Annotated in this window: 38 protein-coding genes and 1 other RNA gene; 21 read left to right on the top strand and 18 right to left on the bottom strand. The window is 30.4% G+C overall.

The features are described 5' to 3' along the window. Positions 1-174 precede the first annotated feature (174 nt). Positions 175-477: a hypothetical protein gene (locus A9601_RS12860; protein WP_011818227.1), complete on the top strand. Its 303-nt coding sequence runs from the start codon at positions 175-177 to the stop codon at positions 475-477. A gap of 182 nt (positions 478-659) precedes the next feature. Here A9601_RS12860 and A9601_RS18600 read toward each other — a convergent pair whose 3' ends face one another. From A9601_RS18600 to A9601_RS12825, 8 genes are all read right to left on the bottom strand, one after another. Further along, on the bottom strand, positions 660-806 hold the full coding sequence (locus A9601_RS18600; RefSeq protein WP_002808068.1) for a hypothetical protein: 147 nt from the start codon (positions 804-806) through the stop codon (positions 660-662). A gap of 393 nt (positions 807-1199) precedes the next feature. Beyond that, on the bottom strand, positions 1200-2009 hold the full coding sequence (gene pstB / locus A9601_RS12855; RefSeq protein WP_011818225.1) for a phosphate ABC transporter ATP-binding protein PstB: 810 nt from the start codon (positions 2007-2009) through the stop codon (positions 1200-1202). Next, positions 2010-2903, bottom strand: coding sequence for a phosphate ABC transporter permease PstA (pstA, locus tag A9601_RS12850; RefSeq protein ID WP_011818224.1), 894 nt, complete (start codon positions 2901-2903; stop codon positions 2010-2012). A gap of 6 nt (positions 2904-2909) precedes the next feature. Then, complete coding sequence (gene pstC / locus A9601_RS12845) at positions 2910-3857, bottom strand: phosphate ABC transporter permease subunit PstC (protein WP_011818223.1); 948 nt, start codon at positions 3855-3857, stop codon at positions 2910-2912. A 105-nt stretch (positions 3858-3962) separates the two neighbouring features. Continuing rightward, entirely contained in the window at positions 3963-4934 is a 972-nt protein-coding gene (gene pstS, locus A9601_RS12840) for a phosphate ABC transporter substrate-binding protein PstS (RefSeq protein ID WP_011818222.1), read from the bottom strand. A gap of 100 nt (positions 4935-5034) precedes the next feature. Then, positions 5035-6090: a potassium channel family protein gene (locus tag A9601_RS12835; protein WP_011818221.1), complete on the bottom strand. Its 1056-nt coding sequence runs from the start codon at positions 6088-6090 to the stop codon at positions 5035-5037. 392 nt (positions 6091-6482) lie between these two features. Then, positions 6483-6836: a DUF1499 domain-containing protein gene (locus A9601_RS12830; protein ID WP_025890629.1), complete on the bottom strand. Its 354-nt coding sequence runs from the start codon at positions 6834-6836 to the stop codon at positions 6483-6485. Positions 6837-7192: 356 nt separating this feature from the next. Next, positions 7193-7576: a hypothetical protein gene (locus A9601_RS12825; RefSeq protein WP_011818216.1), complete on the bottom strand. Its 384-nt coding sequence runs from the start codon at positions 7574-7576 to the stop codon at positions 7193-7195. A 282-nt stretch (positions 7577-7858) separates the two neighbouring features. On the opposite strand from A9601_RS12825, the gene A9601_RS12820 reads away from it, so the two are divergent. Together A9601_RS12820 and A9601_RS12815 are read left to right on the top strand one after the other, a co-directional pair. Then, positions 7859-8170 carry a DUF3303 domain-containing protein gene (locus tag A9601_RS12820; RefSeq protein ID WP_011818215.1) on the top strand — a complete coding sequence of 104 codons (312 nt, stop codon included), beginning with the start codon at positions 7859-7861 and terminating at the stop codon, positions 8168-8170. Between the two features lie 93 nt (positions 8171-8263). Further along, positions 8264-8458 carry a hypothetical protein gene (locus A9601_RS12815; RefSeq protein WP_011818214.1) on the top strand — a complete coding sequence of 65 codons (195 nt, stop codon included), beginning with the start codon at positions 8264-8266 and terminating at the stop codon, positions 8456-8458. Positions 8459-8478: 20 nt separating this feature from the next. On the opposite strand, the gene A9601_RS12810 is transcribed toward A9601_RS12815, so the two are convergent. Both A9601_RS12810 and A9601_RS12805 read right to left on the bottom strand, forming a co-directional pair. Then, entirely contained in the window at positions 8479-8721 is a 243-nt protein-coding gene (locus tag A9601_RS12810) for a hypothetical protein (protein ID WP_011818213.1), read from the bottom strand. A gap of 21 nt (positions 8722-8742) precedes the next feature. After that, positions 8743-8979 (bottom strand): hypothetical protein, encoded by a 237-nt coding sequence (locus tag A9601_RS12805; RefSeq protein WP_011818212.1) that lies wholly within the window; start codon positions 8977-8979, stop codon positions 8743-8745. 952 nt (positions 8980-9931) lie between these two features. Here A9601_RS12805 and A9601_RS12800 point away from each other — a divergent pair. The 4 genes from A9601_RS12800 to A9601_RS12790 all read left to right on the top strand — a co-directional run bounded on the left by A9601_RS12800 (position 9932) and on the right by A9601_RS12790 (position 10927). Then, positions 9932-10183 carry a hypothetical protein gene (locus A9601_RS12800; RefSeq protein ID WP_011818210.1) on the top strand — a complete coding sequence of 84 codons (252 nt, stop codon included), beginning with the start codon at positions 9932-9934 and terminating at the stop codon, positions 10181-10183. A 14-nt stretch (positions 10184-10197) separates the two neighbouring features. Next, positions 10198-10353 (top strand): hypothetical protein, encoded by a 156-nt coding sequence (locus tag A9601_RS18595; RefSeq protein ID WP_012007524.1) that lies wholly within the window; start codon positions 10198-10200, stop codon positions 10351-10353. Between the two features lie 92 nt (positions 10354-10445). Then, positions 10446-10673, top strand: a complete 228-nt coding sequence (locus A9601_RS12795; RefSeq protein WP_011818208.1) for a hypothetical protein — start codon at positions 10446-10448, stop codon at positions 10671-10673. After that, positions 10673-10927, top strand: a complete 255-nt coding sequence (locus A9601_RS12790) for a hypothetical protein (RefSeq protein ID WP_011818207.1) — start codon at positions 10673-10675, stop codon at positions 10925-10927. The genes A9601_RS12795 and A9601_RS12790 overlap by 1 nt, the downstream gene beginning before the upstream one ends. 532 nt (positions 10928-11459) lie before the next feature. On the opposite strand, the gene A9601_RS12785 is transcribed toward A9601_RS12790, so the two are convergent. After that, positions 11460-12125, bottom strand: coding sequence for an SDR family oxidoreductase (locus A9601_RS12785; protein WP_011818205.1), 666 nt, complete (start codon positions 12123-12125; stop codon positions 11460-11462). 175 nt (positions 12126-12300) lie between these two features. On the opposite strand from A9601_RS12785, the gene A9601_RS12780 reads away from it, so the two are divergent. From A9601_RS12780 to A9601_RS12755, 8 genes are all read left to right on the top strand, one after another. Further along, complete coding sequence (locus A9601_RS12780; protein ID WP_011818204.1) at positions 12301-12507, top strand: hypothetical protein; 207 nt, start codon at positions 12301-12303, stop codon at positions 12505-12507. 61 nt (positions 12508-12568) lie between these two features. Beyond that, positions 12569-12739, top strand: coding sequence for a hypothetical protein (locus A9601_RS18590; protein WP_011818203.1), 171 nt, complete (start codon positions 12569-12571; stop codon positions 12737-12739). A 10-nt stretch (positions 12740-12749) separates the two neighbouring features. Then, positions 12750-12959, top strand: coding sequence for a hypothetical protein (locus A9601_RS12775; protein ID WP_041484598.1), 210 nt, complete (start codon positions 12750-12752; stop codon positions 12957-12959). Between the two features lie 181 nt (positions 12960-13140). Continuing rightward, complete coding sequence (locus A9601_RS12770; protein ID WP_011818201.1) at positions 13141-13353, top strand: TIGR02450 family Trp-rich protein; 213 nt, start codon at positions 13141-13143, stop codon at positions 13351-13353. A 99-nt stretch (positions 13354-13452) separates the two neighbouring features. Beyond that, complete coding sequence (locus A9601_RS18585; protein ID WP_011818200.1) at positions 13453-13626, top strand: hypothetical protein; 174 nt, start codon at positions 13453-13455, stop codon at positions 13624-13626. Positions 13627-14146: 520 nt separating this feature from the next. Further along, positions 14147-14401 (top strand): chlorophyll a/b-binding protein, encoded by a 255-nt coding sequence (locus A9601_RS12765; protein WP_011818198.1) that lies wholly within the window; start codon positions 14147-14149, stop codon positions 14399-14401. A gap of 91 nt (positions 14402-14492) precedes the next feature. After that, positions 14493-14690: a hypothetical protein gene (locus tag A9601_RS12760; protein ID WP_011818197.1), complete on the top strand. Its 198-nt coding sequence runs from the start codon at positions 14493-14495 to the stop codon at positions 14688-14690. A 6-nt stretch (positions 14691-14696) separates the two neighbouring features. After that, on the top strand, positions 14697-14879 hold the full coding sequence (locus tag A9601_RS12755) for a hypothetical protein (RefSeq protein WP_011818196.1): 183 nt from the start codon (positions 14697-14699) through the stop codon (positions 14877-14879). A gap of 731 nt (positions 14880-15610) precedes the next feature. Here the strand turns inward: A9601_RS12755 and A9601_RS12750 are convergent. After that, a complete protein-coding gene (locus tag A9601_RS12750; RefSeq protein WP_011818195.1) occupies positions 15611-15901 on the bottom strand; it encodes a DUF1651 domain-containing protein in 291 nt (96 codons plus the stop codon). Positions 15902-16029: 128 nt separating this feature from the next. Here A9601_RS12750 and A9601_RS12745 point away from each other — a divergent pair, with 128 nt between their 5' ends. From A9601_RS12745 to A9601_RS12730, 4 genes are all read left to right on the top strand, one after another. Next, complete coding sequence (locus A9601_RS12745; protein WP_225866266.1) at positions 16030-16329, top strand: hypothetical protein; 300 nt, start codon at positions 16030-16032, stop codon at positions 16327-16329. A gap of 69 nt (positions 16330-16398) precedes the next feature. Further along, positions 16399-16656 carry a hypothetical protein gene (locus A9601_RS12740; protein ID WP_011818193.1) on the top strand — a complete coding sequence of 86 codons (258 nt, stop codon included), beginning with the start codon at positions 16399-16401 and terminating at the stop codon, positions 16654-16656. Between the two features lie 31 nt (positions 16657-16687). Then, positions 16688-16894, top strand: a complete 207-nt coding sequence (locus A9601_RS12735; RefSeq protein WP_011818192.1) for a hypothetical protein — start codon at positions 16688-16690, stop codon at positions 16892-16894. Further along, entirely contained in the window at positions 16895-17644 is a 750-nt protein-coding gene (locus tag A9601_RS12730) for an NAD-dependent DNA ligase (RefSeq protein ID WP_011818191.1), read from the top strand. A 124-nt stretch (positions 17645-17768) separates the two neighbouring features. Here A9601_RS12730 and A9601_RS18580 read toward each other — a convergent pair whose 3' ends face one another. The 5 genes from A9601_RS18580 to A9601_RS12720 all read right to left on the bottom strand — a co-directional run bounded on the left by A9601_RS18580 (position 17769) and on the right by A9601_RS12720 (position 19901). Beyond that, on the bottom strand, positions 17769-17921 hold the full coding sequence (locus A9601_RS18580; RefSeq protein ID WP_011818189.1) for a hypothetical protein: 153 nt from the start codon (positions 17919-17921) through the stop codon (positions 17769-17771). Then, complete coding sequence (locus A9601_RS18575; RefSeq protein ID WP_011818188.1) at positions 17911-18051, bottom strand: hypothetical protein; 141 nt, start codon at positions 18049-18051, stop codon at positions 17911-17913. The genes A9601_RS18580 and A9601_RS18575 overlap by 11 nt, the downstream gene beginning before the upstream one ends. Further along, a complete protein-coding gene (locus A9601_RS12725; RefSeq protein WP_011818187.1) occupies positions 18048-18347 on the bottom strand; it encodes a DUF1651 domain-containing protein in 300 nt (99 codons plus the stop codon). Before A9601_RS12725 ends, A9601_RS18575 begins: the two co-directional genes overlap by 4 nt. A 161-nt stretch (positions 18348-18508) precedes the next feature. Continuing rightward, positions 18509-18693: non-coding RNA, 6S RNA (gene ssrS, locus A9601_RS18315), on the bottom strand. Positions 18694-18710: 17 nt separating this feature from the next. Continuing rightward, on the bottom strand, positions 18711-19901 hold the full coding sequence (locus A9601_RS12720) for a 5-(carboxyamino)imidazole ribonucleotide synthase (protein ID WP_011818186.1): 1191 nt from the start codon (positions 19899-19901) through the stop codon (positions 18711-18713). 124 nt (positions 19902-20025) lie between these two features. Here A9601_RS12720 and aroB point away from each other — a divergent pair, with 124 nt between their 5' ends. After that, on the top strand, positions 20026-21117 hold the full coding sequence (aroB, locus tag A9601_RS12715; protein WP_011818185.1) for a 3-dehydroquinate synthase: 1092 nt from the start codon (positions 20026-20028) through the stop codon (positions 21115-21117). Here the strand turns inward: aroB and A9601_RS12710 are convergent. Further along, positions 21114-22304, bottom strand: a complete 1191-nt coding sequence (locus A9601_RS12710) for an SAM-dependent methyltransferase (RefSeq protein ID WP_011818184.1) — start codon at positions 22302-22304, stop codon at positions 21114-21116. The genes aroB and A9601_RS12710 overlap by 4 nt on opposite strands. A gap of 31 nt (positions 22305-22335) precedes the next feature. Between A9601_RS12710 and A9601_RS12705 the strand changes: the two genes are divergently transcribed. Next, the gene (locus A9601_RS12705) at positions 22336-23133 is read left to right on the top strand and encodes a hypothetical protein (protein ID WP_011818183.1); all 798 of its coding nucleotides are present in this window, start codon (positions 22336-22338) and stop codon (positions 23131-23133) included. Positions 23134-23141 lie beyond the last annotated feature (8 nt).

The raw sequence follows: 23141 nt of genomic DNA, 5'->3' as shown, positions 1-23141 counted from the left end.
TTTAGATATACCAATTTATACTTAAAAGTCTCGTTTAGTTTTTTTATCAATTAATTTATTTTTATAAATTTATTTTCTACTAGTAAAAATATATAATAAAAAATTTATAAAGCTAATGACCCTTTCCTTAGCAGACAATCCACGTTATAAAAAAAATAAACACATTTTATAGAAATGAAAAAATTAATAGCCTTGATTTTATTTCCATTTCTTGTAATTTCATTTGGGGCAAAAGCAAATGATAATTTTTCCGTTGAGATAGAGGCACTTACATTAGTAATGGAGCAATATAAGGAAGATACTGAATCAAGTGTTGAATTAGATATAGAAGACGTAAAGCCAAGCTATATGGCTCTTAAACAAGACGAATGCAATGCAACTGTTGAAGTTACAGAAAAAACAGGATTAGAGGTTGTAAATACTGAATCTTTCGATGTAAATGTCTGCTTGAAAGAAATCTATAAAGTAATCAACTAAATAAAAAGTCAATAAAAATATAATCAATACGAAAAATTAAAGAGGTCTTTTACTTAAAGAAGGTAAGACCTCGAGACCTAACAGAAAACTTTGGAACGGGTTCTGCATACCTAATTAATAACTACAGTGTAGTTGTAGAGGTGTAATTAAAAGTACAAAAACTAAAATTATTTTTTAAGTAATTATTTCTTCTTTGATAATGTTTGTGATTCTTCTCTAGACATTAAAGCTTCTATTTGAGCAAGAACTTTTTGAAGTTCATCGGTTTTTGTAAGAGATGCTTCTGCTACTTCTCTTAATTTTTCTAACTGTTCTTTAGTTTTATCCATGATAAATAAATTAGAAATTACCCACTCTGAAAAATGGTTTTAATACAGATTTTTCACTCCCACACAGATTCATATTCTCTCTTTTTTTTATAAAGTCAAATAAATTTCCTTTTATTAAGGTTTTATGAGGACTTCCAATTAATTCTTTATTTATTAATGCAACCATAAGATGACCTGAAATAGAAATACTCTTAAATTACGAAGTAAATACAGGCAAACCTATTGTTGCAGTTGTTATGAGAGCACCTGCAAAAATCAAAAATGGTAGAAAAGGGTAGTTTTTCAAAGATAAACTTACTAATTCGAAATAACTATATAGGTATTTATACTGTTTGTCTACCCCTCGCCTTTCTTAAAGGTAAAAATTTTTCTTTCAAAGGTAAAAATTTAACATCAACCAAATTTACCTGAGATGTATTCCTGAGTGGTTTTTTCTTTGGGAGAATTAAAAATTTTCTTAGTAGAATTAAATTCTGCAAGATAACCTACTTTCCCTCCATCACCATCTTCATATTCAATAGCATTAAAAAATGCAGTCATATCACTAACTCTTAACGCCTGTTGCATATTATGAGTAACGATTATTATTGTGCAATTCTTCTTTAGTTCATGCATAGTCTCTTCTATTTTCAAAGTAGAGATTGGATCTAATGCAGAACATGGCTCATCCATGAGAATTATTTCAGGTTCAATTGCGATGGTTCTTGCTATACATAGTCTTTGTTGTTGTCCGCCAGATAAAGAGTAACCACTGTCATTTAATTTGTCCTTACATTCGTCCCACAAGGCAGCTTTTCTAAGTGAACTTTCCACTAATTCATCCATATCTCCAGTAAAGCCATTAATTCTTGCCCCAAATGCAATATTTTCATAGATAGATTTCGGGAAAGGATTTGGTTGCTGAAAAACCATTCCAATTCTTCTTCTTACTTCAACTGGATCTACTCTTTTATCGTAAATATTAGTTCCATCAAATAGCACTGTTCCTTTAAGTGAACAATTAGGGATTAAATCGTTCATTCTGTTTAAAGATCTCAGAACCGTTGATTTACCACAACCTGAAGGGCCAATAAGAGAAGTTATATTTCCTTTTTTAAAGTTACAAAAAACATTTCTTACAGCTTCAAAAGTTCCATAGCTAATAGAAACATTCTCAAGGGACAAAATGATATTCTTTGGTATTTTTTTATTAGTTTTAATCATTTATACTCTCTTAGTTTTCTCTGTAAAAGCGGCCAATATCCTTGAAAATATATTTACTGATAGTATCGACAAAACAAGAATAAAGGAAGCTGCCCATGCTAATTTATTTTGAGCATCATAAGGTTCAAGGGCAAAGTTATATATCAATACAGCCAAGGAACCCATCTCATAAAACAAGTCCCCAAAGCCTGTTATGTAGTAGTAAGAGAATAAAGCCGTAAATATCAAAGGTGCTGTTTCACCTGCAGCTCTTGCGATTCCAAGTACAACGCCAGTAGCAATAGACCTAAAGGCAGAGGGCAAAGTAACTTTCAATATAGTTGTATACATACTTGCTCCAACTCCAAGAGACGCATATCGCAATTCATTAGGAACCAACTTTAAACCTTCATCAGTAGTTTTTATAACTGTAGGCAACATCAATATTGAAAGAGCCATACCTCCTGCCAAACCGCTATACATACTTCCAAACAAAATTTTTGTTGAAACAATTAAGGCATAAATAAATACTCCAGCAATAATTGAAGGGACTCCCGCCAGAACATTAACTCCAAATCTAATAAATCTTGAAAAAGCACCGCCTTTAGAATATTCCGCTAGATATATGCCTCCTCCGACACCTACTGGTATAGCAATAATTGAAGCAATGGTTGTAATTATTAATGTCCCGATCAATGCAGGATTAATACCACCTGCATCTAAATCATCTCCAGGGGGATTTGGTTCTAAAGTAAATAGTTCTGGTGTAATTTGGGATCCACCTTTGATGAGAATATAAGTCACCAGAAAAATCAAAGGGAGTACTGCGATCAATGCGCAAATTACTGATAAAGAAGTAAAGAATTTATCTCCTATATTTCTTGATAATCTTTTCTGGTAATAGAGTGAATTCATAATTATCTAATATTTGAGACTAAATTTCTTAACTAGCCACTGCGCAAAGATATTTACTACCAAAGAAAGGATCATAAGTACAAAAGCCGCATAAAATAGTGATGAAACCTGACTTCCATCAGCCTCACCAAACTGGTTCGCGAGCATGGAAGAAATGGTATAACCGGGGGATAATAGAGACCAACTAAATGCATTCGAATTTCCAATAATCATTGTGACAGCCATGGTTTCACCCATTGCTCTGCCTAAAGCCAATAGAACACCTGCCATAATTCCTGATAATGCTGCCGGCAAAATTACTGAAAATATTGTTTTCCATCTACTTGCTCCAATTCCATAAGCTGCATTTCTTAACTTTTTAGGTACTTGATTAAGAGAATCTCTTGCAATGGAGGTCACTATAGGCAAAAGCATAACTACTAAAATCATTATTGCTAACAAAGAATTCCTACCTGTAGGTTCTGTACTGAATAAAGGTATCCAACCAAAGAAATTATGTAAAAAGACAAAAAAGGCTCTAAAAAAAGGTTCCATAACAAATATTGCCCAAAGTCCCAATACAACTGATGGAATAGCTGCTAATAATTCGACAAAGGAACCTATTATTTCTCTTACAACTTTCGGGACAAAGTCTTCGGTAATAAATATTGCAGTTCCAACGCCCAAAGGGATAGTTATTAATAACGAAAGAAATGAAGTTACTAATGTGCCATATATCGCAGTAAAAGCTCCGTATTCATCTTTTACTGGATTCCATTCAGAGGTTACTAAAAACTTCAAGCCATACCTTGAAAAAGATTCAAATGACTGAAAAAAGACTACTAAAATTATTCCTAAAAGTATTATTGCTACGAAACTAGACAAGACTAGGGCAGTATTCTTGAAGATAATATCTATATTTTTTTCGATACCGAATCTTTTACGATTCTTGAAAAGAGTTAATTTCTCTTCCATTAAAAAAGGAATATCTCTATAAATCTACTACTAAATGCTGTAAAAGACTTTAAGAGGACTTAAAGGTATATGAAAGTCATGATAATTTGACATCTATTAAAATTTTTAACTACCTATTTTTTCAACGGCAGCTCTTGATTTCAAAAGGATATTCCCTTTTAAGGGGATAAATCCAAGGGATGAAGCCTTATCTTGATACTCATCACTTAACAATGTATTAAAGGCTTGTTTGATTGCTTTAGTGTTTCTACCATTACCTTTTTCGTAAGCAAGTATCCATGTCAATGAAGCTATAGGGTACGCTCCTTTTGCTGTTGGATTAGGATTTTTACCCGCAAGATTTTCATCTAAAGTAATACCATTAAGAGCCTTAGCTCCTGCTTCTGCAGATGGTTTTAGAAATTCCCCTGAATAATTTTGAAGTGCAGCAGCTTTAACATTACCTTTTATATAAGACTGGTTAACATAACCAATTGCACCTGGAGTGTTTTGAATTACACCTGCAACACCAGAATTACCTTTTGCCCCAACGCCTGCTGGCCACTTAACTGATTTACCAGTTCCTAAAGTCCATGTTGGTGAAAATTCTTCCATAGAGTTTGTGAAAGCCTTAGTAGTTCCTGAACCATCAGAACGATGTGTCCAAGTTAACTTTCCTGATTTACAGCCTAATTCTTTCCAGTTTTTAACCATACCCATTGCAACTCGTACTGCTTGTTCTTGAGTAAGTTTCAAATCGCAATCATAGTTATAACCAAAAGCAATAGTCCCACCAACCATAGGTATTTGAACAAGTCCTCTACTAACTTTCTCTATATCAGAATCTTTCATAGGATCATCTGATGCACCAAAGTTTACGGTTTGGTCTATAAAAGCTTTTCTTCCAGAGCCCGAACCAACTGCTTGGTAGTTAACCCTTGGTCCACCAGATTTGGCTAAGTCAAAAAACCACCTAGTATAAATTTTCGAGGGAAATGTAGCACCTGCTCCGCTCAATCTTTTTGATGCTATTGCAGATGGAGAAAGTATTAATGAAATTGCAGAAGAGAAAATAAGGGTTTTTTTGAAAATGCCCACTGAGTAATGAGAAATAAGTTTATTAATTGTAAAGTTAATTGATAGCCTTAAAGAAATTTAAAAATTGAAAGATTTATATATCAAATTATTCTTGATATATCTATTTCAATAGCTCTACTGCTACTACAAGATTTCCTAATAATCCGTTCAAAATATTTAGTTGTTCTTTACTACCAAATGCTATTAATACCTGACCTGGCTGAAGTATAAAGTTACCTCCAGGATTAGTGAACAATTTTTCATTTTCTTTGATAGCCAATATTTTTGCACCGCTCTTTTTCCCTATTCCAAGTTCAGAGAGTGATCTTTTCTCTGCTGTTTCAAAAAGACTAATATCATTACTTAATTCAAATTCTTCAATCTCACATTCACTTCCTGCAAGCAGATCAAGAAAGTCAATCGCGATTGGTCTTAAAGCCATTGAAGCCATTGCTCTTCCTGCAGCAATATAAGGACTTACAACTATACTTGCACCAGCTAATCTCAACTTACTTGCAGCTTCTTCAGTTCCAGCTCTTGCAATTACTCTTATAGAACCTCTTATCCCTTTAGCACTTAAAACCACATATAAATTTGCAGCATCATTAGGTAGGGTAACGACCAAACTTTTGCATTTTTCTAATCCTGCCAGTTTTAACGTCTCATCAAGAGTTGCATCAGCACAAAGAACTTCTAAACCATTTTCTTCAGCAATCTTTTTTCTATCTTCGTCGCTCTCAACAACAATAATTGGAATATTTTGCGTCTTTATTTGGTTAGATATTTCCTGACCAACCCTCCCATATCCGCACAAAATTACATGATTTTCCATTTTTCTAAGAAGTCTTTTAAAACGTAATTCGTTTACTCTTTGAAAATAGCCGGATTCGAATAATCTAACAGCTTTTTGAAAGGTAAATTGAATAAAGATCAATCCGCCAACGATTACTAAAACAGTTACTATCCTGCCTTCAGGACTTAAAGGTTGAACTTCTCCAAAACCAATAGTGGTTATAGTGATCAGAACCATCCATAAGCAATCACTCCATTCCCATCCCTCTGTTATTCGGTAGCCAATTGCACCTAAAAAAAACAAAAAGAATAAAGAATAAATAAGACCAAACCAAGGCCTTAAATAGTCTTTAATAAAATAGAACTCAAATAATCTAAGCTTCATATCCCTTATTATCGTTAACTATTCAAAAATTTCAAAAAAATTTTCTATTATGTTCCTAAAACTATTTATTTGTTTAAGTGAAATATATATTAAGCAGAATAATAATATTTATTTTCGTAGCTCTATGCATTAAACAAATGATTACTGTCTCAGGTCTTATTTAATGCTTCATTAAAAATTAATTCAAGGTTTTACTTGTACCGATTCAATAAGAAAATCAGAAGCTGCTTTTAACCAATCAGCGACCGTAAGACGAAGGTCCGGTTGAGAATATACAAGCGCGACAATAATTCCAACTAAAATTATCTTTACCATGGCAATTCAAATATTCTTATGAATTAAAGCACAACTATTTAGTAAAAAGAACCTTAAATCTATAAAAAACAGATTAATTAAAATTTCTCCAATTGATTAAACAAGTATTCCACTCTTCTTAGATTAACGCCTAAATCTGATTGCCCTAATCTTGCTGCAGATCTTATCTGAATAATTCCTTTAGATCTATCTACATAACTTCTCACATCAAGCTTTAAAATTTCGAGGTCATCTGGAAATCTAAAAATTAAGCTTCTACAAACACCCCTCCAATAATTTCTACCACTTTCAATAACTTCTGTACGAGGTAACCCTTCTGCCAGAGAAACAAGTTGAATAAACTTTTGATCAACATTTATTAGCTTCTTTTCCACTAAGACACTATTTAATGGATTAGTTATTGGAGCAAGACCTTGGATGGAGGAAACCATATTTTTTAATAACGATGTAGATGTTCTAACCGATTTCATACACAAAGTGAGAGGAAAAAGTAAAGAATTTTCCCATAAATTTGATCTCTTTATTAAAGATTCCTTATTTTGTGATCAAAATTCTAAAATTTGAGATTTTTTATTATTTTTTTTGATAGAGATGGTTGCCTATTTTGTTTACTATTTAGTTCCTTAACCCATAAAAAAACTCCCACAAACAAAAAAATTTCAACTATAATCCCGACCTTTATTAAACTCATTTTTTATCCTCTTTTTTCTTGTTGGTTCCCTCAATGTATGGCACAAGAATATTTAATAACCACTTTTTAAATGCATTTAAAGGTTTCATAATCTATTTACTTGCCTTTTCTCCACAAACTCCTTCCTTTAATGAGATCCTCTATATTTGGCCAAGCTGCTATTAATTCTTTAAGTGCTTTTCTATTAGGAGTATAGAAAACACATGACAATGCACTTATTACATAAAGTATGAACCATAACTTACTTTCTGAATAAGCTAAAAACAAAGAGAAAAGAAAACTTCCAATAAAGAAAAAGAAAAAAGTCCTATTTAGTATTTCTAATGGAGTTCTTTTAAGTCTGTAAAATTTAGTCTTTTTTTTGTCTGGTCCAGGATCTTTCTGAAATTTACTTTCGTATGAATTAATTATTTCTTCCTCTAGAACTTTTTCGTACTCTAAATTATCAACTGGATCACCACTATCCTTTTTATTTATCATCGGTATCTATATAGTACAAATATGTTAACTAATTTCAGGAATTTTAAAAAGTATCAAATTTTATCTGTTAACTGGAGCTATACAAACAGATCATGGTTTTGGAAATACTTCAAAATTGTCTTATTTATAAAAGATAAATTAGTCAAAATATTCTTTTTAATTTTCCCAAATCTTTCGGTCATTTAAAATAATCTCTTCTATAAGCTTCATAGCATTAATTAAATTGGGAGGCAATATCTAAATCTAGAGTTAAAATAGTTTAGAGATTTGAATAATATCTATATGCAAAGGTATTTGATTTCCTACGAATTTACAGATGGCGAGGATCAAGAAGAAGGGGCAGAAATGCTAATTAATTGGTACGAATCAGGTGGTCCCCAAAACAGACCTGAAAACTATGAGGTTCATTCTTGGATTTTTATGGTTCAAAATGGGATTGGACATTCTGTAGTAAGTGCAGATTCTCTTGAGACAATTTGGAAGCAATGGCATCCCTGGAGAAGGTTAATGGATATAAGTATTCAGCCGTGTATGGATCTTGATGAGACAGTCGGATTATTCAAAAAACAAAAAATGAATACAAGGATAGTCTAAAAGTATTTGAATTCCAAATATAAATATCTTTTTAGTAGCACCTAATACTGCATACATATCTCACTGCGTTAAAAAGGATAAGATTAATTTTCCATGATGAATGATTCTTATCACATTTATTTCAAAGGAGAAATTCTTTTCAAGAATTTAAGTAAAGATGAATTTGAATTTGTTTGGGGAAAACTTTATACATCTTATATAAATGCCCTAAATAAAGAGCTAACCTACGAATTAATTAGCGATAACAATATTATGGAGCCTGCCTTTAACCTTGAGCCATCTTACTAAATCAAGAACTAAATCCTAGATTATGAATAAAACAAGAAAAGCTGTCTCTCTTTTATTTTGAGGTACTCTTTTTCTTCTTTAGTTATGTCTAAAGCAATTTTATTTGCCTCAATTTCAACATTCGAACTATAAGTTTCAAAGTTTTCCTCTCTTTTAAATAGGGCAACAATGCCAATATCTGTTATGAACCAAATAAAATGATCAGTTTCTCCAACTGGCTCTTCTTTTAAAGAATCAATAATCAAATCACAAGTTGAATCCATTTAATTAATCTGAGAGGGGGTTTAATTGCCCCCATTGCAATACCTTACGGCCTCAAAATTGGTGCCACCATCTTCAATTATTTCTGCAACACATTTATTAAAAAGTTTAGATTCCTTTTTTACTGAACAGAATCCAAAAGCGATTGCAGCTAAGGCTATTGCCGATACGAAACTAGAACCAAGTTGTACAAAACCATAGGCAAACATAATGTTTTTCTTTCCAGAACATTTTTTTGAATCCTTTTTTTCTTCTGTCATTTTAAATATTTAACTCATACAAACCTATTTGATTAATCTTGCGTTTGGGAATTGTTGCCATAGAGAAAACCGAATTAAACAATTTTTAATCAGCTATGACAAAAATTAAAAATTTCAAGTTTAGATTGATTTTTCTTCACTTTAATTTTCAATTTGATACATCATGCAGAAAAAACTTTTTGAATTTTTTATCAACATGAGCTTCTGGTATAGAAAATTTATCTTTTTTAAAAAGTAATGATCCCATAGTTATAACAAGAGATTTTGTTACTTTTTAAACTATATTTTATTTTTTTTGATGAAGTATTAATACTTAAAATTTTTTCCAGAAAAGCTTGTTTTGATAATGCTCCCGAAGAGTTATCCACTTTTTAAGCGTTTTTCAACAGGTTTTTCCACAATATGTTGATTAAATTTGAATTTCTATGTGCAAAATAAAATATTATCTTCTTTTAAGAAAAAACTATCCACAAATTTTTTTTGGGATCACTATGATCTCAACTGTCTTTTAAATAATCTTAAGCACAATTCATATGAATCTAAATGAGACAAAAAAGGATTTAAACCCCGAAATCAAGAAAGAGTTGGAAAAATCTAAACTCAAAGTTCTTACTAATGAAAATGATTTTTTAGTAAAAAACCTCAAAAAGGCTGGATGATTCATTAGAGCTAAAAAATTTTTTAAACAACAAAATTTTTAAAAATTCCTTTCTAGAACGAAACAATGATTTCTTGAATGATTACCCAAAATATTTTTAATTTGTCAAATATAAAATTTATATTAAATATACAAGTGAATACTCCAGATACTAAACATATAAAGCAAATTCTAGTTATATTATTCTAATCTCCATAAGAGATCTGATCAGAAATATAAGCGGAAAATTTCTATTTTTTTTAATTATATAAACAATTATTTTCCCTGTATCCGAACCCTTGTTTCTTTTAAAAGATGAATACCCAAGAACTAAAAGTCAGTTATAAAAAGCTTTTAAATAAAGCTGCTCAAGCTAACGGTCGTAAAGAAACTGTTTCTTACTTAAACCGTGCTGCTAAAATTAAGTCAAAACTTTACTCAACTTCTAAAGTAAATTGCTTTAGATGTAATGGAGCAGGTTTTCTAAGAATTACATTAGATGAAACTAAAACCTGTTTATCTTGTTACGGTAAGGGATTCTTAATAAAAGAAAATCAGCAGGTTTAAAAATTTTGTTCTTCATGAAAGATCTCATTCAAGCTCACAAAAAATTAATTAAAACAGTAAAAGAGCAAATGGGATTTTCTGATTATGGGATGTATTGGTTGGCTTTCCTGGAAGGGGGTCTAACTATATGGCTACTTGATAGAATATTTTTCCACTGGTTAAAGTTTTAATTTTTATTTAGGTCAAAAAAAATTTTTACAGGTATTAAATAAATTAATTTATCGAAACCATTTGAAAAGTTGTAGTATGGGAAAAAACTAATATGCAATTACTGGGATTAATTCTTCTTCTAGCTAGTAGCTGGTATTTATGGAAATTAACATCAAACTTTCTTGATGAACCAACAAAAAAAGAACTTACTAATAGTTTAAATAACCTCAAAAATAAATTCACTGAGGGAAAACAAAATTTCTCTAAAGCGAAAATAAGTGAAGCTTGGGAAAAATACAAAGAAGAAGGTGGAGCCTTATCTAATAAAGAAAAAAGCTAGTGGACTTTTTTATTATTACTAGTCTCACTAAAGATATTTCTAGAATTGATCTAATTGGTATTTTGTTTGGTCATTTAATTTTTGGTGTTGCCTTGACACAGCTTTTAGATTGGACGTGGTTAAAGAACCTTATGAGTGAAGAAGATAAAACAAGGATGCTTAAAAGTTATACATGGAAAGACTTATTAGTAGATGGAGCAGTTGTTACTGTAGTTCTAGGAATAATCTTTTTAATAATTAGCATTTTTCTATAAATGAACGTAACTTACATCCTTTTAGTTTTTTTAATGATATCCATTGTGATTTTCACTCAAATAATCAATTCCTCCGATAAATCAAAATAAATGAACGAAGTAACTAGCAACTCCTCAACTGGGTGGTACTTAATCGCTTTGGTAAGCACTTTATCTTTTTTAGCTTTAATTTACTTCGGCCAAAAAAGATAGCCTAAATTTTAAAGATTATTTAAATTCATAAAAAAAGCCCTGCAACTTCATGAGAGGCAGAGCTTTTAATTATTAAGTAACTGATTTATATAAATCTGTTGATTATAAAACCTTTTTTCTTAATCAAAGAAAAAGAGACCGATGAATGTGATGAAGATACTGAATTCACGGCCCCTTTGATAACCGCATTTTTCGGTAGATACGACAATGAATCACCTCCTTTACTAATATTTTTCTAAAGATAACCAAAAGAATTAAACAAGGAAAGAAATTCGTTAAAAATTTAAAAATTTTTTAACAAATTAAAGATATAAATCTCTTCAATATAAATATATTTATATTACCAAGGCAAAACTTCTCCGTTAGCATGCCAAAAAGTACCCGAGTTATTTTTATTTAAAGAATCAATACGTTTTAAAAGGCCATTTGCTGATTCTTCAGGACTTATTCCATTTCTTGTAAAGCCAGTCATTCTTGTACTCACTAACCCAGGATGCAAAATAGCTACATAAATATCTTCCCTTGATAAATCTATGGAAAGTGATTTTGCTGCCATGGACAAGGCAACCTTAGACATTCTGTAACCATAAGAACTTCCTGATGTATTATCTTCAATAGATCCCATTCTACTCGTGATAAAAGCAACTTTAGAAGATCTTTTTAAAAAATGTTTAAGTGATTGAGTCATACATATTGGGCTCAATGCATTGACTTCAAATTGCCGCAAAATACTTTTTTTATCTAAGTTTTCGAAAGAATTAAATTCATAAATTCCTGCATTATGAATAAAGCAATCTAAATTAACTCCGGATAGTTTTTTACACAAATTTGTTATCGACTCATCAGAAGAAATTTCTATATTCTCTTCAATTCTCACTCCTAAATCTCTAAGTTCTTTTGAAGCTTTCCTACACGTTGCAATTACATTATCTCCCCTCTTATGAATTTGTCTACATAGTTCTAATCCAATACCCCTATTTGATCCTGTAATTAGATAAGTCGACATCTCTAAACTAAAAAATAAAAAATTAATCTAAATCCAAATATAAAAGAAAACGAACTAGAACAAGAAAAAATTTATAAAATTCCTTATTAGATTTTTTAAGGCTATGATGGATTATGAAATTTAAAAGATTCTATAAAAAGAAAACAAAGATATTTTTATCATCAAAATTTAATGTATGGAAATTTTCAATCAAGAATTTACAGAAGAGTTTATTAGGTTAACGTGGAGAAATCCTGCTTTCATGGCTATCGCTATCGCGTTAGTTTGGCTTATCCCACAATTATTTATCAGAAAAATAATGGCAAAAAAATATGAAAGAAGAAAAATAGAAATTCAGAAAAATAAAATTCAGAAGCTTTACCCAACTAATATTCCTAAATAAGATTTTTATTTATAAGATGAACTAATGAATCAAAAAAATACTTTTAGCATCTAAGTAAAATATGATCTACAAAATAATTAGAATTGATGGGAAAGATGACGAATTAACAGCTCAAAGTTTTGATAAGTATTCAGATGCGTACGATTTGTTAGAGGAACTATATGGAGATTTATGTTGTTCAGATGCTGATTATGGAGACATAACCTATTACGATATTGTGGAAAATAATTGAAAAAATATTAATGGAGAATAAAAAATGGGCTCCCTCCAAAGAAGAAAATTTAGGGGTAATAACGAGTGTATATGAATTCATTAAAGAAAAACTTTCAGAACTTCAAAATAAAACTGGATGTCCAGATTCATTTATTTATGATTTTATTGGCAATATTCAGAATGAATGGCATCCTGAATCTTGCCACTCCATAGTTAGAAATAAAAAAAGGAAAAATTAGAAAATATTAAATCTTCAACGCAAATTTATAAAATTTCTCTAATATAATTTGAATTTAAAAATACCAATTCATGATTATTAGAATACTAGGAATCGTACTTATCGTAGGTACGATTGCATATTATGGTTTAGTGTTAACTGGGCAAAGCAACCTTTAGTTTTTTATCTTTTAAAAATTTCTCATGAAATGGCCTCCTACTTTGTGTTGGACAGCACCAAAAACAATTAATGGTAATAGGCATTTTCAAGTGAAAGCTTATGGTGGGAAAAATGAAGATAGATGGGTTGATATTTTTCCTACCAAAAATAAAAAAGATATTAAAAGAATCTCGTGGGCAAAACTAAAAACAGAATGGACTACTGGATGGATAAGGCTCCCAAAAGATAAAGATTAATTTGTATATGTAAACAAATATTATTAACCAGAAAAATGTAAAAAATAATACCTAACTCAAAAAAAATAACTTCTAAAATTTTTTAAATTGCTGTTTAATATGAAGTCAGAACCGAAGAAAAAACTCCCTAATAAAAAAGTTATAAGTTCAGCAAAATTTGAAGCTAAAGAACAATTCACAAAATCTGCATTAGAAAATTTAAAAACAGAAAATGAAAGACTTGTTAATTCACTAAAAAAATCTGGGGAGATTAAAGAATCAAAAAGAAAATAAACTTACAGTATTTGAAATTTTTTATTATTATAGATATTTATACATTGAGAAATGATTGAAAAAATCTCTCTAGCAAATTCTCATTTACCTCAACTTATTGGTTTCGTTTTGATGTCAATTGGATATACATTAGGCAATAAATTCTACCTTCCGGAAATCAAACAAAAATAATTACTAGTTATTAAAAATATTTAAATAAATAACATTGAAAATATATTCCTTATAAAAATTTTTCAATAATTTATCTGATTTAAAGTAAAAACCTTAAAGCCAATTCTGTAATTCAATTAAGACTAGTCTTAGAATTTTGTTGACACATAAATGTAACAGTAAAGTACTTAAAAATGTGAAATCCAAAGAAAAAGTAAGAATTCATACTTTTTTTTTTTAAATATGTTACATTCTTTAATAATTCAAGTTAAGGTTTCCTCTGTGAATAAAGCAGAAATTAGGAAATGTTTGATGTATAAAATGTCATTTATTCTTTGGCTTACTAATTGATCACATATGAAATCTAAAAATGGATGCACTTACTAGTTTTATAGTTGTTATCATCGCAATTACAATTCAATTCTCTTTATACGCCATCAAAAGGTTGCAGGAACCTTTAGAACCAAATTATTTGATAGATAAAAATTCGAAAAGAAATAAAAACTATATGGGTAAATTTTGGAAAAATGCCGAAATAACAAATGGGAGATTAGCTATGATTGGTTTTTTAGCATTGATAATAAACTACGGTTTCTTTGGGTGGATAATACCTGGTTTTATTTAAACTATCAATACATTAAGGTCTTAAAAAAATATCTTGTTCAAAACAAACTCTCCTTTTAAAAAAAAAATTTTTATTATAAGAAAAAAAGCAATTGAGTAATTCTGATTTTGATAAAAATGGATTGGATAGCTATGGAATACATTGGCTTCAATATGCTGCTTTTGCTGTCTCTGGTTTTGCTATTTTTACAACCTGGGCATTTTTTTATGATGAAAGATTCCACAACTTTGTAATGAATATTTTCAGAGTTATTAACTGCAGTGGGTTCAACTGTAATGGAGCATTTTAAAATTCTATGGCTAATCCAGATCAAAAAACTATATTAATTGATAATGCTTTTGAGGAAATAAAAAACATTTGTAAAAATCTTCAAAAAGATACTGATGCTTCGAATTCTGAACTTAAAAGTTTACTAAAACTAATTATTAATGAATGGGAAGAAAAAGAAGAACAAAAAAATGGTTTTGGATTCAGGTAAGTTTAGCCACTATCTAAGAAGAGACTTAGGCCTAAAATCATTTTAATATGAACAGATTTTTTACTTTTAAAATTTAATACTTATAAATTACATTTTTTAGAAAGAAATTAAAAAGGAATGAATCACAAATAAAAGATTCATTCCAGATTTAGCATTAGTTTTATCTAGATTTAAATTTTATAATTTAACTCCTCTGGTGGACTGTCAATCATTAGATCCCTCCTATTCAACAAGTTAAACCTACGCCTTACTTATTAAGAAAGTAAATCAGTAAAAATGCTGATTTATTATTTTCTAAAATGTTTGAATTAAAGATGCCAATTCTGGTGCATCTAATAAAAGTGCAAAAAATGTAAGCACAACTAATAAAAATATGGAAAAGTAGAATTGAATCATGTTTCAAAATTACTTAAAAAGAATTTTTTAAGTTGTATAAAATAATGCTTTGTTTACATAATTAAATATCTCTACCTAGAGAAGTTTAATTAGAGAATAATTAAGAAGCTTCAGGGGAAAATATAGTCTTATTTTTTTGCCAATACTCACAGCCTTTAAGTAAATGATCACCCTGTGGTATGCGTTTTTCGTATTTTGGACAGATCAAGATAGTAGAAAAGTTTCTGTAGTGCTGTAGCGAAAGTGATTGCAAGTAATACAAATCTTTGTTCGTTTTCGTTTTAGGGTAGATTCTTTTAGATATTCCCATTTTGAAGGATTTACCTTGATCATGATTACTGGAATTTATTAGTAACAATTTGCCAACCTCCTGAAATTAATTCATTCCATGTTTCACAAGCACACTCAATAGAATGAAGTCTTGAATTTTTAATTTGGGCTGGTTCACCTAATTCATTTGCATAGAAAAGATGAGTATATACTTGTAAGTTATTAGATACAGATTTCTTATAACTCTCAAAAAAAATTAATAAACCACTTTTTTTGCTAAACAACCAGCCAGTTGGGGGGTCAATAAGGCTGCCACGATAAAAATAAGTCCGAACATTAGCAACTCCTGGAGTCATGAAGATAATACAGTTGTACTATTAATATAAATGTACTACTCGCAGGCGTCAAGTGTTCCTCTGGCAATTATTTAAAAATAAAATTTCTTTCCAGAAATAATCCGCCATAAACTTCTTATTTGGTAATAGTGAATACAAGTGACTCCTTGAAAAGGAAAATATCATTTAAGGAGAATCTCCAAAAGAATGCAATGTATCGAAATCCCTTCTACTTAGGATGGAACAAAGGTTGGTCTTTTTTATTTTTTTTAGAGGGTGGCATTGCAAAAATTGAAGCAAAAGGTTTTGGTATTTCTATTACAACAAAAGTTAAGAAAGGAGAATCACCCCTAGAATCTGCAGATAGATTAGTTTCGAAAGAGCAAAGGATTAGAAAATCAAGATATTTTTCTTGGGTTAAATCTATGAATGATAAAACAATAAATTAACCAATCCTTAAATTTCTAAAGTAATTTGTTGACAGTCAATTTAAAATAGAAAATAGTCATTTATTTTTCGTGTCCAATAAATTTTATGAATGGTGGAAAAACCATAGAAAAGTTGTAACCTATGGGGCTTTTATCATCTTGTTTGGTTTTTATTTATCTCCTGTTGTCAAAGAAGGAAAATACAAAAACCAATGTATTAAGTACTCTACTAAAGGAGCTTTAACTAAATTTAATAAGGACGATATAGGAGAAACTTTACTAGAGGAAACAGGTTTGAATATTGAAGAACTAGCAATAATTGAAGGTTATAAGAATTGCATTAATTAAAAAGTTCGCAAAAATTATCCTGAGTTTTTAAATGATTAAAGGTATCTTTAAGCTTGTTTTATTAATACTATTATTTGGATTTATATCAATAAGTCCAAAAACAAGATACTTGGTTGGCATAACTCTAAAAGAAATTTCTTCATTTCTTTTATGGACTGTTAAATTTGAAGATAGAGAAAAATGGATTATAGATAAGCCAAGTTGGACACCTGACCAAAAACTTAAGCCATCTTATTAAATGAAGACTTATTTAGAAGAACGAATTGAGTGGTATGACGATAATTATAGAAATGGCAATGCTTTAATCTCTGATAAGCAGTTCGACCAACTTGAAAAAAATTTATTAAGAACAAACCCAAATTGTGATTACTTTAAAAAGAAAAATAAAATTGTTTTACCTTCATTAGAAAAGGATTCAATAGATGAATTTTTGAAAGGATTATTAGTAGATACCAGATTATTAATTGAACCAAAAATTGATGGTTGTGCTGTTGCTTTGCAATATAGGGATGGAACCTTGGAGAAAGCAATTTCAAGAAAAGGGGCCGACGTTACTAGTAAACTTATTAAAGTTCAAGACATTCCCAATAATCTCCCTTTAAGAGGGGTTCTCCAAGTTAGAGGTGAATTATATGCACCCAACCAAAGTCCAAATATCTCCCAGAAAATCGCTTCTGGATTTCTAAGAGCTAAAGAAGGATTTTCTGAAAGTCTTAGCTTCTGCGCATTTCAAATACTTAATTCAACACTTAACCAATATGAGTCCAAAAAGAGTCTTTCAAAGCTTGGTTTCACGATCCCTCAGGATATTTCATGTAACTTTACGAGCCAAGTTGAAGTATTTAGAAAACAATGGCTAGAAGGGAAGCTTTTTAGTAAATATCCAACAGATGGAATAGTAGTAAAAATAAATTCTAGAAAATTACAATTGATTAGAGAAAAATCAAATTTAGATTATCCTTATTGGCAAGTGGCAATAAAACGTTAATGGAATTAATACACCAGATTTTCCCTACTTGGCATATTTACTTGGATATGTTTTTGGTTGGCTTTGCAACTTACGGTTTTCTGAGAATTAAGAAAAAAATAAAAACTAAATAAAGTTTTTAAAATCATCCCTGGTCCTTAAGCATGGATTTAAGTTGTTCGGTATCTAATTGTTCAAGATAATTTCTCATTGCCAACCAAGATCTTCTGCTTTCTAACTTTCCACTTTGCTTAAATAAATTCGCGGAAACTTGATCTATCAATTCTTTATGAGTCATATTTATATTCTTCATCAAGTTCAATGACAACACCATTAAAAAATTCTGCTAATAATTTTGATGGGTCTTGTATAAATACCTTTCTATCTGCTTTTGATAGTTTCTTTTTGATTGGATTTAAGTTAGTCATACTGATTCAGGTAATTCAAGTTCTTCAAAAGTCCAACCTTCTAATTGAAGGTCATGCCATTTATCCCAAGCATTATCCAAATACATTTGAGTTGATGATTTAATTGCCATTGGCTCACCAAGATCATTTGCATAATAAGTATGAGCAAAAATTCTCATACTATTTCTTGGAGATTTTTTATTCCTCGTAAATAAAATTAATCTGCTGCGGTCTGGGCTAAGCAACCAACCACTTGGGGACTCATTACGATAACCGTAAGAAAAATTAGTCCAAACATTAGCTCCTCCTAAAGTCATTATTTAATAATACATATGTACTATTAATATAAATACATTAGAAATGGATCGTCAAGTATTTTGGCAAATAAATTATTTACACTGATAGAAAATAAAAACAGCTCAGTTATTCCAAAAAATAAAATACCCACCAAAAGCCTGTTTTAGCAAGCATTTTGATAGGTAACACCGGATCCCCGTCAGTTCTCTGCTGCATCGACCTGGAAATGCCAGAAGAGGATTCAAAGTGGGCTTTCGTTTCCGATTACAAGATCGGTTTACTACCGCATCACGACAGTCTCCTCATGTCGAAAGAGAGTCAGATCAGAGCACATAAAGAAGAACTTAACCAAAGATCCAGTAATCTAACTCTAACTTATTTTTTTATGCATTTGGAGATGGCCAAATGTCTCTTACCATAGTTAATAAAATTTGAGCTTCATCATATCTTTCTGAATGCGTTTTACCATTTAATAAAAATGTGATGTGAGCCATTTTTCGTCCAAGAATTTCGCGAGATTTGCCATAACAATGAATATTAGAACCCTCAATTTCAGATAACATTTTAATTCTGGTTTCCATTGAGATTGGGAAATTCTTTTTTAACCCCAGTAGATTTATCATAATTGCACCTTCACAGTTCATTTTAATTTCAGGTGGTATTATCCCAGAAGAAATGCAAACATATTGATCAAACTGACTTGATGTGCAAGCTTCAATAGAGAAATGAGCTGAGTTATGTGTTCTAGGAGCTATTTCATTAATTAAAAGACCATTATCTCCATAGAAGAATTCAATAGCTAAAACTCCAACGTAATTAAGTTCATTGACTATTGAAGAGAAAATATTTATTGCAAATAAGTTCAAATCATATTCATTTGATCCAGGTGCAAGAACCCAATCACAAACATGGTTTGATTGGAACGTCTCAACTATTGGAAAGAATCTTATCTTACCGGTCCTATCTCTCGAACCAACAAGAGCCAGTTCTTTTTCATACTCTATCCATTCTTCTATTAACCATTCATCAGAATTATTCTCTGTTAAAAAAGAATCTAAATCTTCTTTTGTCTTTATTTTTCTGTTCCCTTTGCCGTCGTATCCACCTTTATTTGATTTTGCCATTAGAGGAAAAGTCCAATTATTGATTTCCTCATCCGAGAGATTTTTAAAATCTTCAATACTTATCCATTTTGGACAGGGAATATTCATTCTATCTATTAATTTTTTTTGAGAAAACCTATCTACTAATGGCTTAATTGCATTAAGGCTTGGAACAAAAATATCTTCATTGCCAATTAAATTTAATTTATCAATTTTTATCCATTCATTTTCAAAAATTATTTTTTCACACTCATTAATTAATGATTTATTTCCTCTTATCTTTAAAGGATCAGCTTCTATGACATGATCTGCTTTTGAGCCAGCAGGATCATCACAAGATTTTGTTTGCACACATACTTCTAAATCTCTTTTTTTTGCTGCCTCGGTTAACATCAGTGCCAGTTGACCACCTCCAATTATTCCTAGGGAATAATTTTTCTTGATATCGTTTATATTTTTTTTAAAACTCATAGCATGATTTTATTACCATTTCTAATTCTTAACAACTGAATTTTTAAGGATCTAGAGCTTAGATTTTGCTAATATATAAAATACTTAATACAAATATTTATAAATTTTAACTAGGTAATCAATTGTGAATAAGAGAAAAATATTAGTCCCATTAGGTGATAAGTCATACGAAGTAACTCTAGAAGCAGGGATACTGAATAACATTAGCGAAGAACTCTTAAAAATTGGAATAACAAAGAAAAGAAAAATACTTGTGATTTCAAATGAAGAAATATCAAATTTGTATGGTGAGAAATTCTTAAATAATTTAAAAGATAATAAATTTCAGGCCAAAATGTTCCTTATCAAGGCTGGAGAATCATATAAAAACTTAAAAACCTTAAGTGAAATATATGATGTAGCATTTGAATTTGGCTTAGATAGAAATTCAATAATTATTGCCCTTGGAGGAGGAATTGTTGGAGATGTAAGTGGTTTTGCAGCTGCTACTTGGCTTAGAGGTATCGAATATATTCAGATTCCAACAACATTATTATCAATGGTTGATTCATCTGTGGGAGGAAAAACAGGAGTAAATCATCCAAAAGGTAAGAATTTAATTGGAGCTTTCAATCAACCTAAAGCAGTTTTTATTGATCCAGAAACTTTAAAAAGTTTGCCCAAAAGAGAATTTAGTGCAGGCATGGCTGAAGTAATAAAATACGGAGTAATAAGAGATAAAGAACTTTTCGAATACTTAGAAATTGAAAAAAACAAAAATGAACTTATAAATCTCAAAAATGAATATTTAATTAAAATAATTAATAGTTCAATTAAAACAAAGTCTAATGTTGTTTCTCAAGACGAACATGAAAATGGTGTTAGAGCAATATTGAATTATGGTCATTCTTTTGGTCACGTTATTGAAAATTTATGTGGATACGGCAAATTTCTGCATGGTGAGGCAATATCAATTGGTATGAATATTGCGGGGAAAATAGCAATTGAAAAAGGGTTATGGTCTAAAGAAGAATTAGAGAGACAGCGAATTCTCTTAGAGAGTTATGATCTTCCTACCGAGATCCCCAAAATAAATAAAGAAGACGTTCTAACAATACTTATGGGTGATAAAAAAGTTCGTGATGGCAAAATGAGATTTATATTACCGAAAGAAATTGGTGCTGTTGATATATATGATGACGTGGAAGATTCATTATTTTTAAAGTTTTTTTCTTAACGCAAACAGGTTGAATTTATATTTATTTTCTTCTCATTAAACTTTTTAAAAACAAACCACTTAAAATCACCTAAACAAACAGGATCTACTAGTCTAAGTAATGCCTCTCTTCTTAAAAGAGCATTTGATAAATTCTCCTTAAATTCTTTCTGAATCCCATAAAGTCTCTCAGCCAATCCAAGCGCCAATAAAGCCTCTCCTTGTTTTGTTATTCCAACAGTATCAAATCCAAGAGTCTCAGCATCATTAATTAAAGTTTCTATGCATACATGAGATGTTAAATCGCAATTTCCAGGAGAATCTAGGACATTATTCCTCATTTTTTGATTTTCATATGAAACTATAGTCCCATCAGAATTCTTAGAGTTATAGTATTTTTTAGCTTCTTTAGCGTAATCAATTATCAATAAAATACCATTATTGATTTTCCCATAAATAGCTTCTAACCATTTTGAGTTATCTACATGCCATTCTGTCGTCCATCCTTCAAGAGCATCTTCAGGCGGAATAGTTATTCCCAACTCACTTTTAGCAAGTTCAAAACTTTTTTCCAATTCACGTGTAATTGGCATTTTATCAAAAAATAATTTATGAGATTTTTTGTCTATAGAAACTGCTTGTCGAATTAGTTTTCCCTTTGAGAAGGTTATTCTTTCTACTGGCAAAGCATCCAAAACTTCATTTGCTAGAACTATTCCATTTATATTATTTTCCTCTACTTCATCCAAACCTTTCCATAAAATATCAATACCTAAGTTCAAAAATTCCTCCAATTTATTTTTTTGTTTTTCTACCATCCCTTCATTAGGTTCAATAATTACAAAAGAAATACCTTCTAAAAAATTCTTGCTGTTTTCTAAAAAGTATTTAATTAATCCACTCATAAAGCTTCCATCTCCAGCTCCAAATTCAGTTACAGATAATGTCTCATTAGATAAAAAACTACTTTTGAACTGAATCAACCAATCTTCTATTTGTTTACCAACTAAAAAAGCAAAGTCATCAGATAAAGATGGTGATGTGACAAAATCTCCTCGAACGCCTAACTCAGCTTTTCCGCTGCCGTAATAACCATTAATAGGATCATTTAATGCAAAATTCATAAAGTCATAAAAACTTATAGTCCCACCCATTTTTATTATTTTTTTTACTAACCAATCTGGATTATTCGCGGGTAAGCTATTCATCGGCGAAAATATAAAGAGACAAAACTTATTTATGCCTTCAAAGATTAACTATTTATTAGGAATATTTCTATCTATATTAGTTTTAATTTCACATAAACCCGTTTTCGCTATAAATAATCCAAATCTCTTACCAGAAGAAAAAACACCAGTAATTGATTTAGCTAAAACATTAAGCCCTAATCAGAAAAAATCTTTAGAGGAAAAGCTCAACAATCTAGAAATTGAAAGTGGGTGGAAAATTAAATATTTATCTCAGTTTGAAAGTTCTCCTGGTAGTGCAATAAAGGACTATTGGGATTTAGATGAGACAAGTTTGTTGATAGTTGCGGATCCTAGAGGGGGAAATTTGCTGAACTTTAACGTAGGAGAGGCTTATTTTAATTTTATGCCAAGGTTATTTTGGGTTGAACTTCAAACAAGATTTGGCAACCAATACTATGTTAAAGATCATGGTGAGGATGGTGCAGTATTAGATGCAATTGATTCAGTAAAGATTTGCCTCGAAAGAGGAGGATGCCAAGTTGTCCCTGGCCTACCCAAAGAGCAATATATATGGACTTTATGTACATCGATTCTTGGAGGTTTAGTAGCAGGTTTCGCATCTGCCCCAAGAAAAGAAGGCCAAGTCATATCAATTGGATTTTTAGCTCTTCTTTCTCCTTTATGGGGAATGTTATTTGGGATTTTTGGTTTGGCACCGATAATATCCAGAACAAATGATTTATTACCTTTATTTAAAAATGGTTTAGCTTTTACAGCCGCAGGAATTGCGGGTTATATCTTATCTCAAACATTATTTTCAAGATATGAAAAGCCCAAAAATACTTAAAATATGAT

Source organism: Prochlorococcus marinus str. AS9601, from assembly GCF_000015645.1.
Classification (GTDB): Bacteria; Cyanobacteriota; Cyanobacteriia; order PCC-6307; family Cyanobiaceae; genus Prochlorococcus_A; species Prochlorococcus_A marinus_O.
This window is presented reverse-complemented; position numbering and strand designations above follow the sequence as displayed.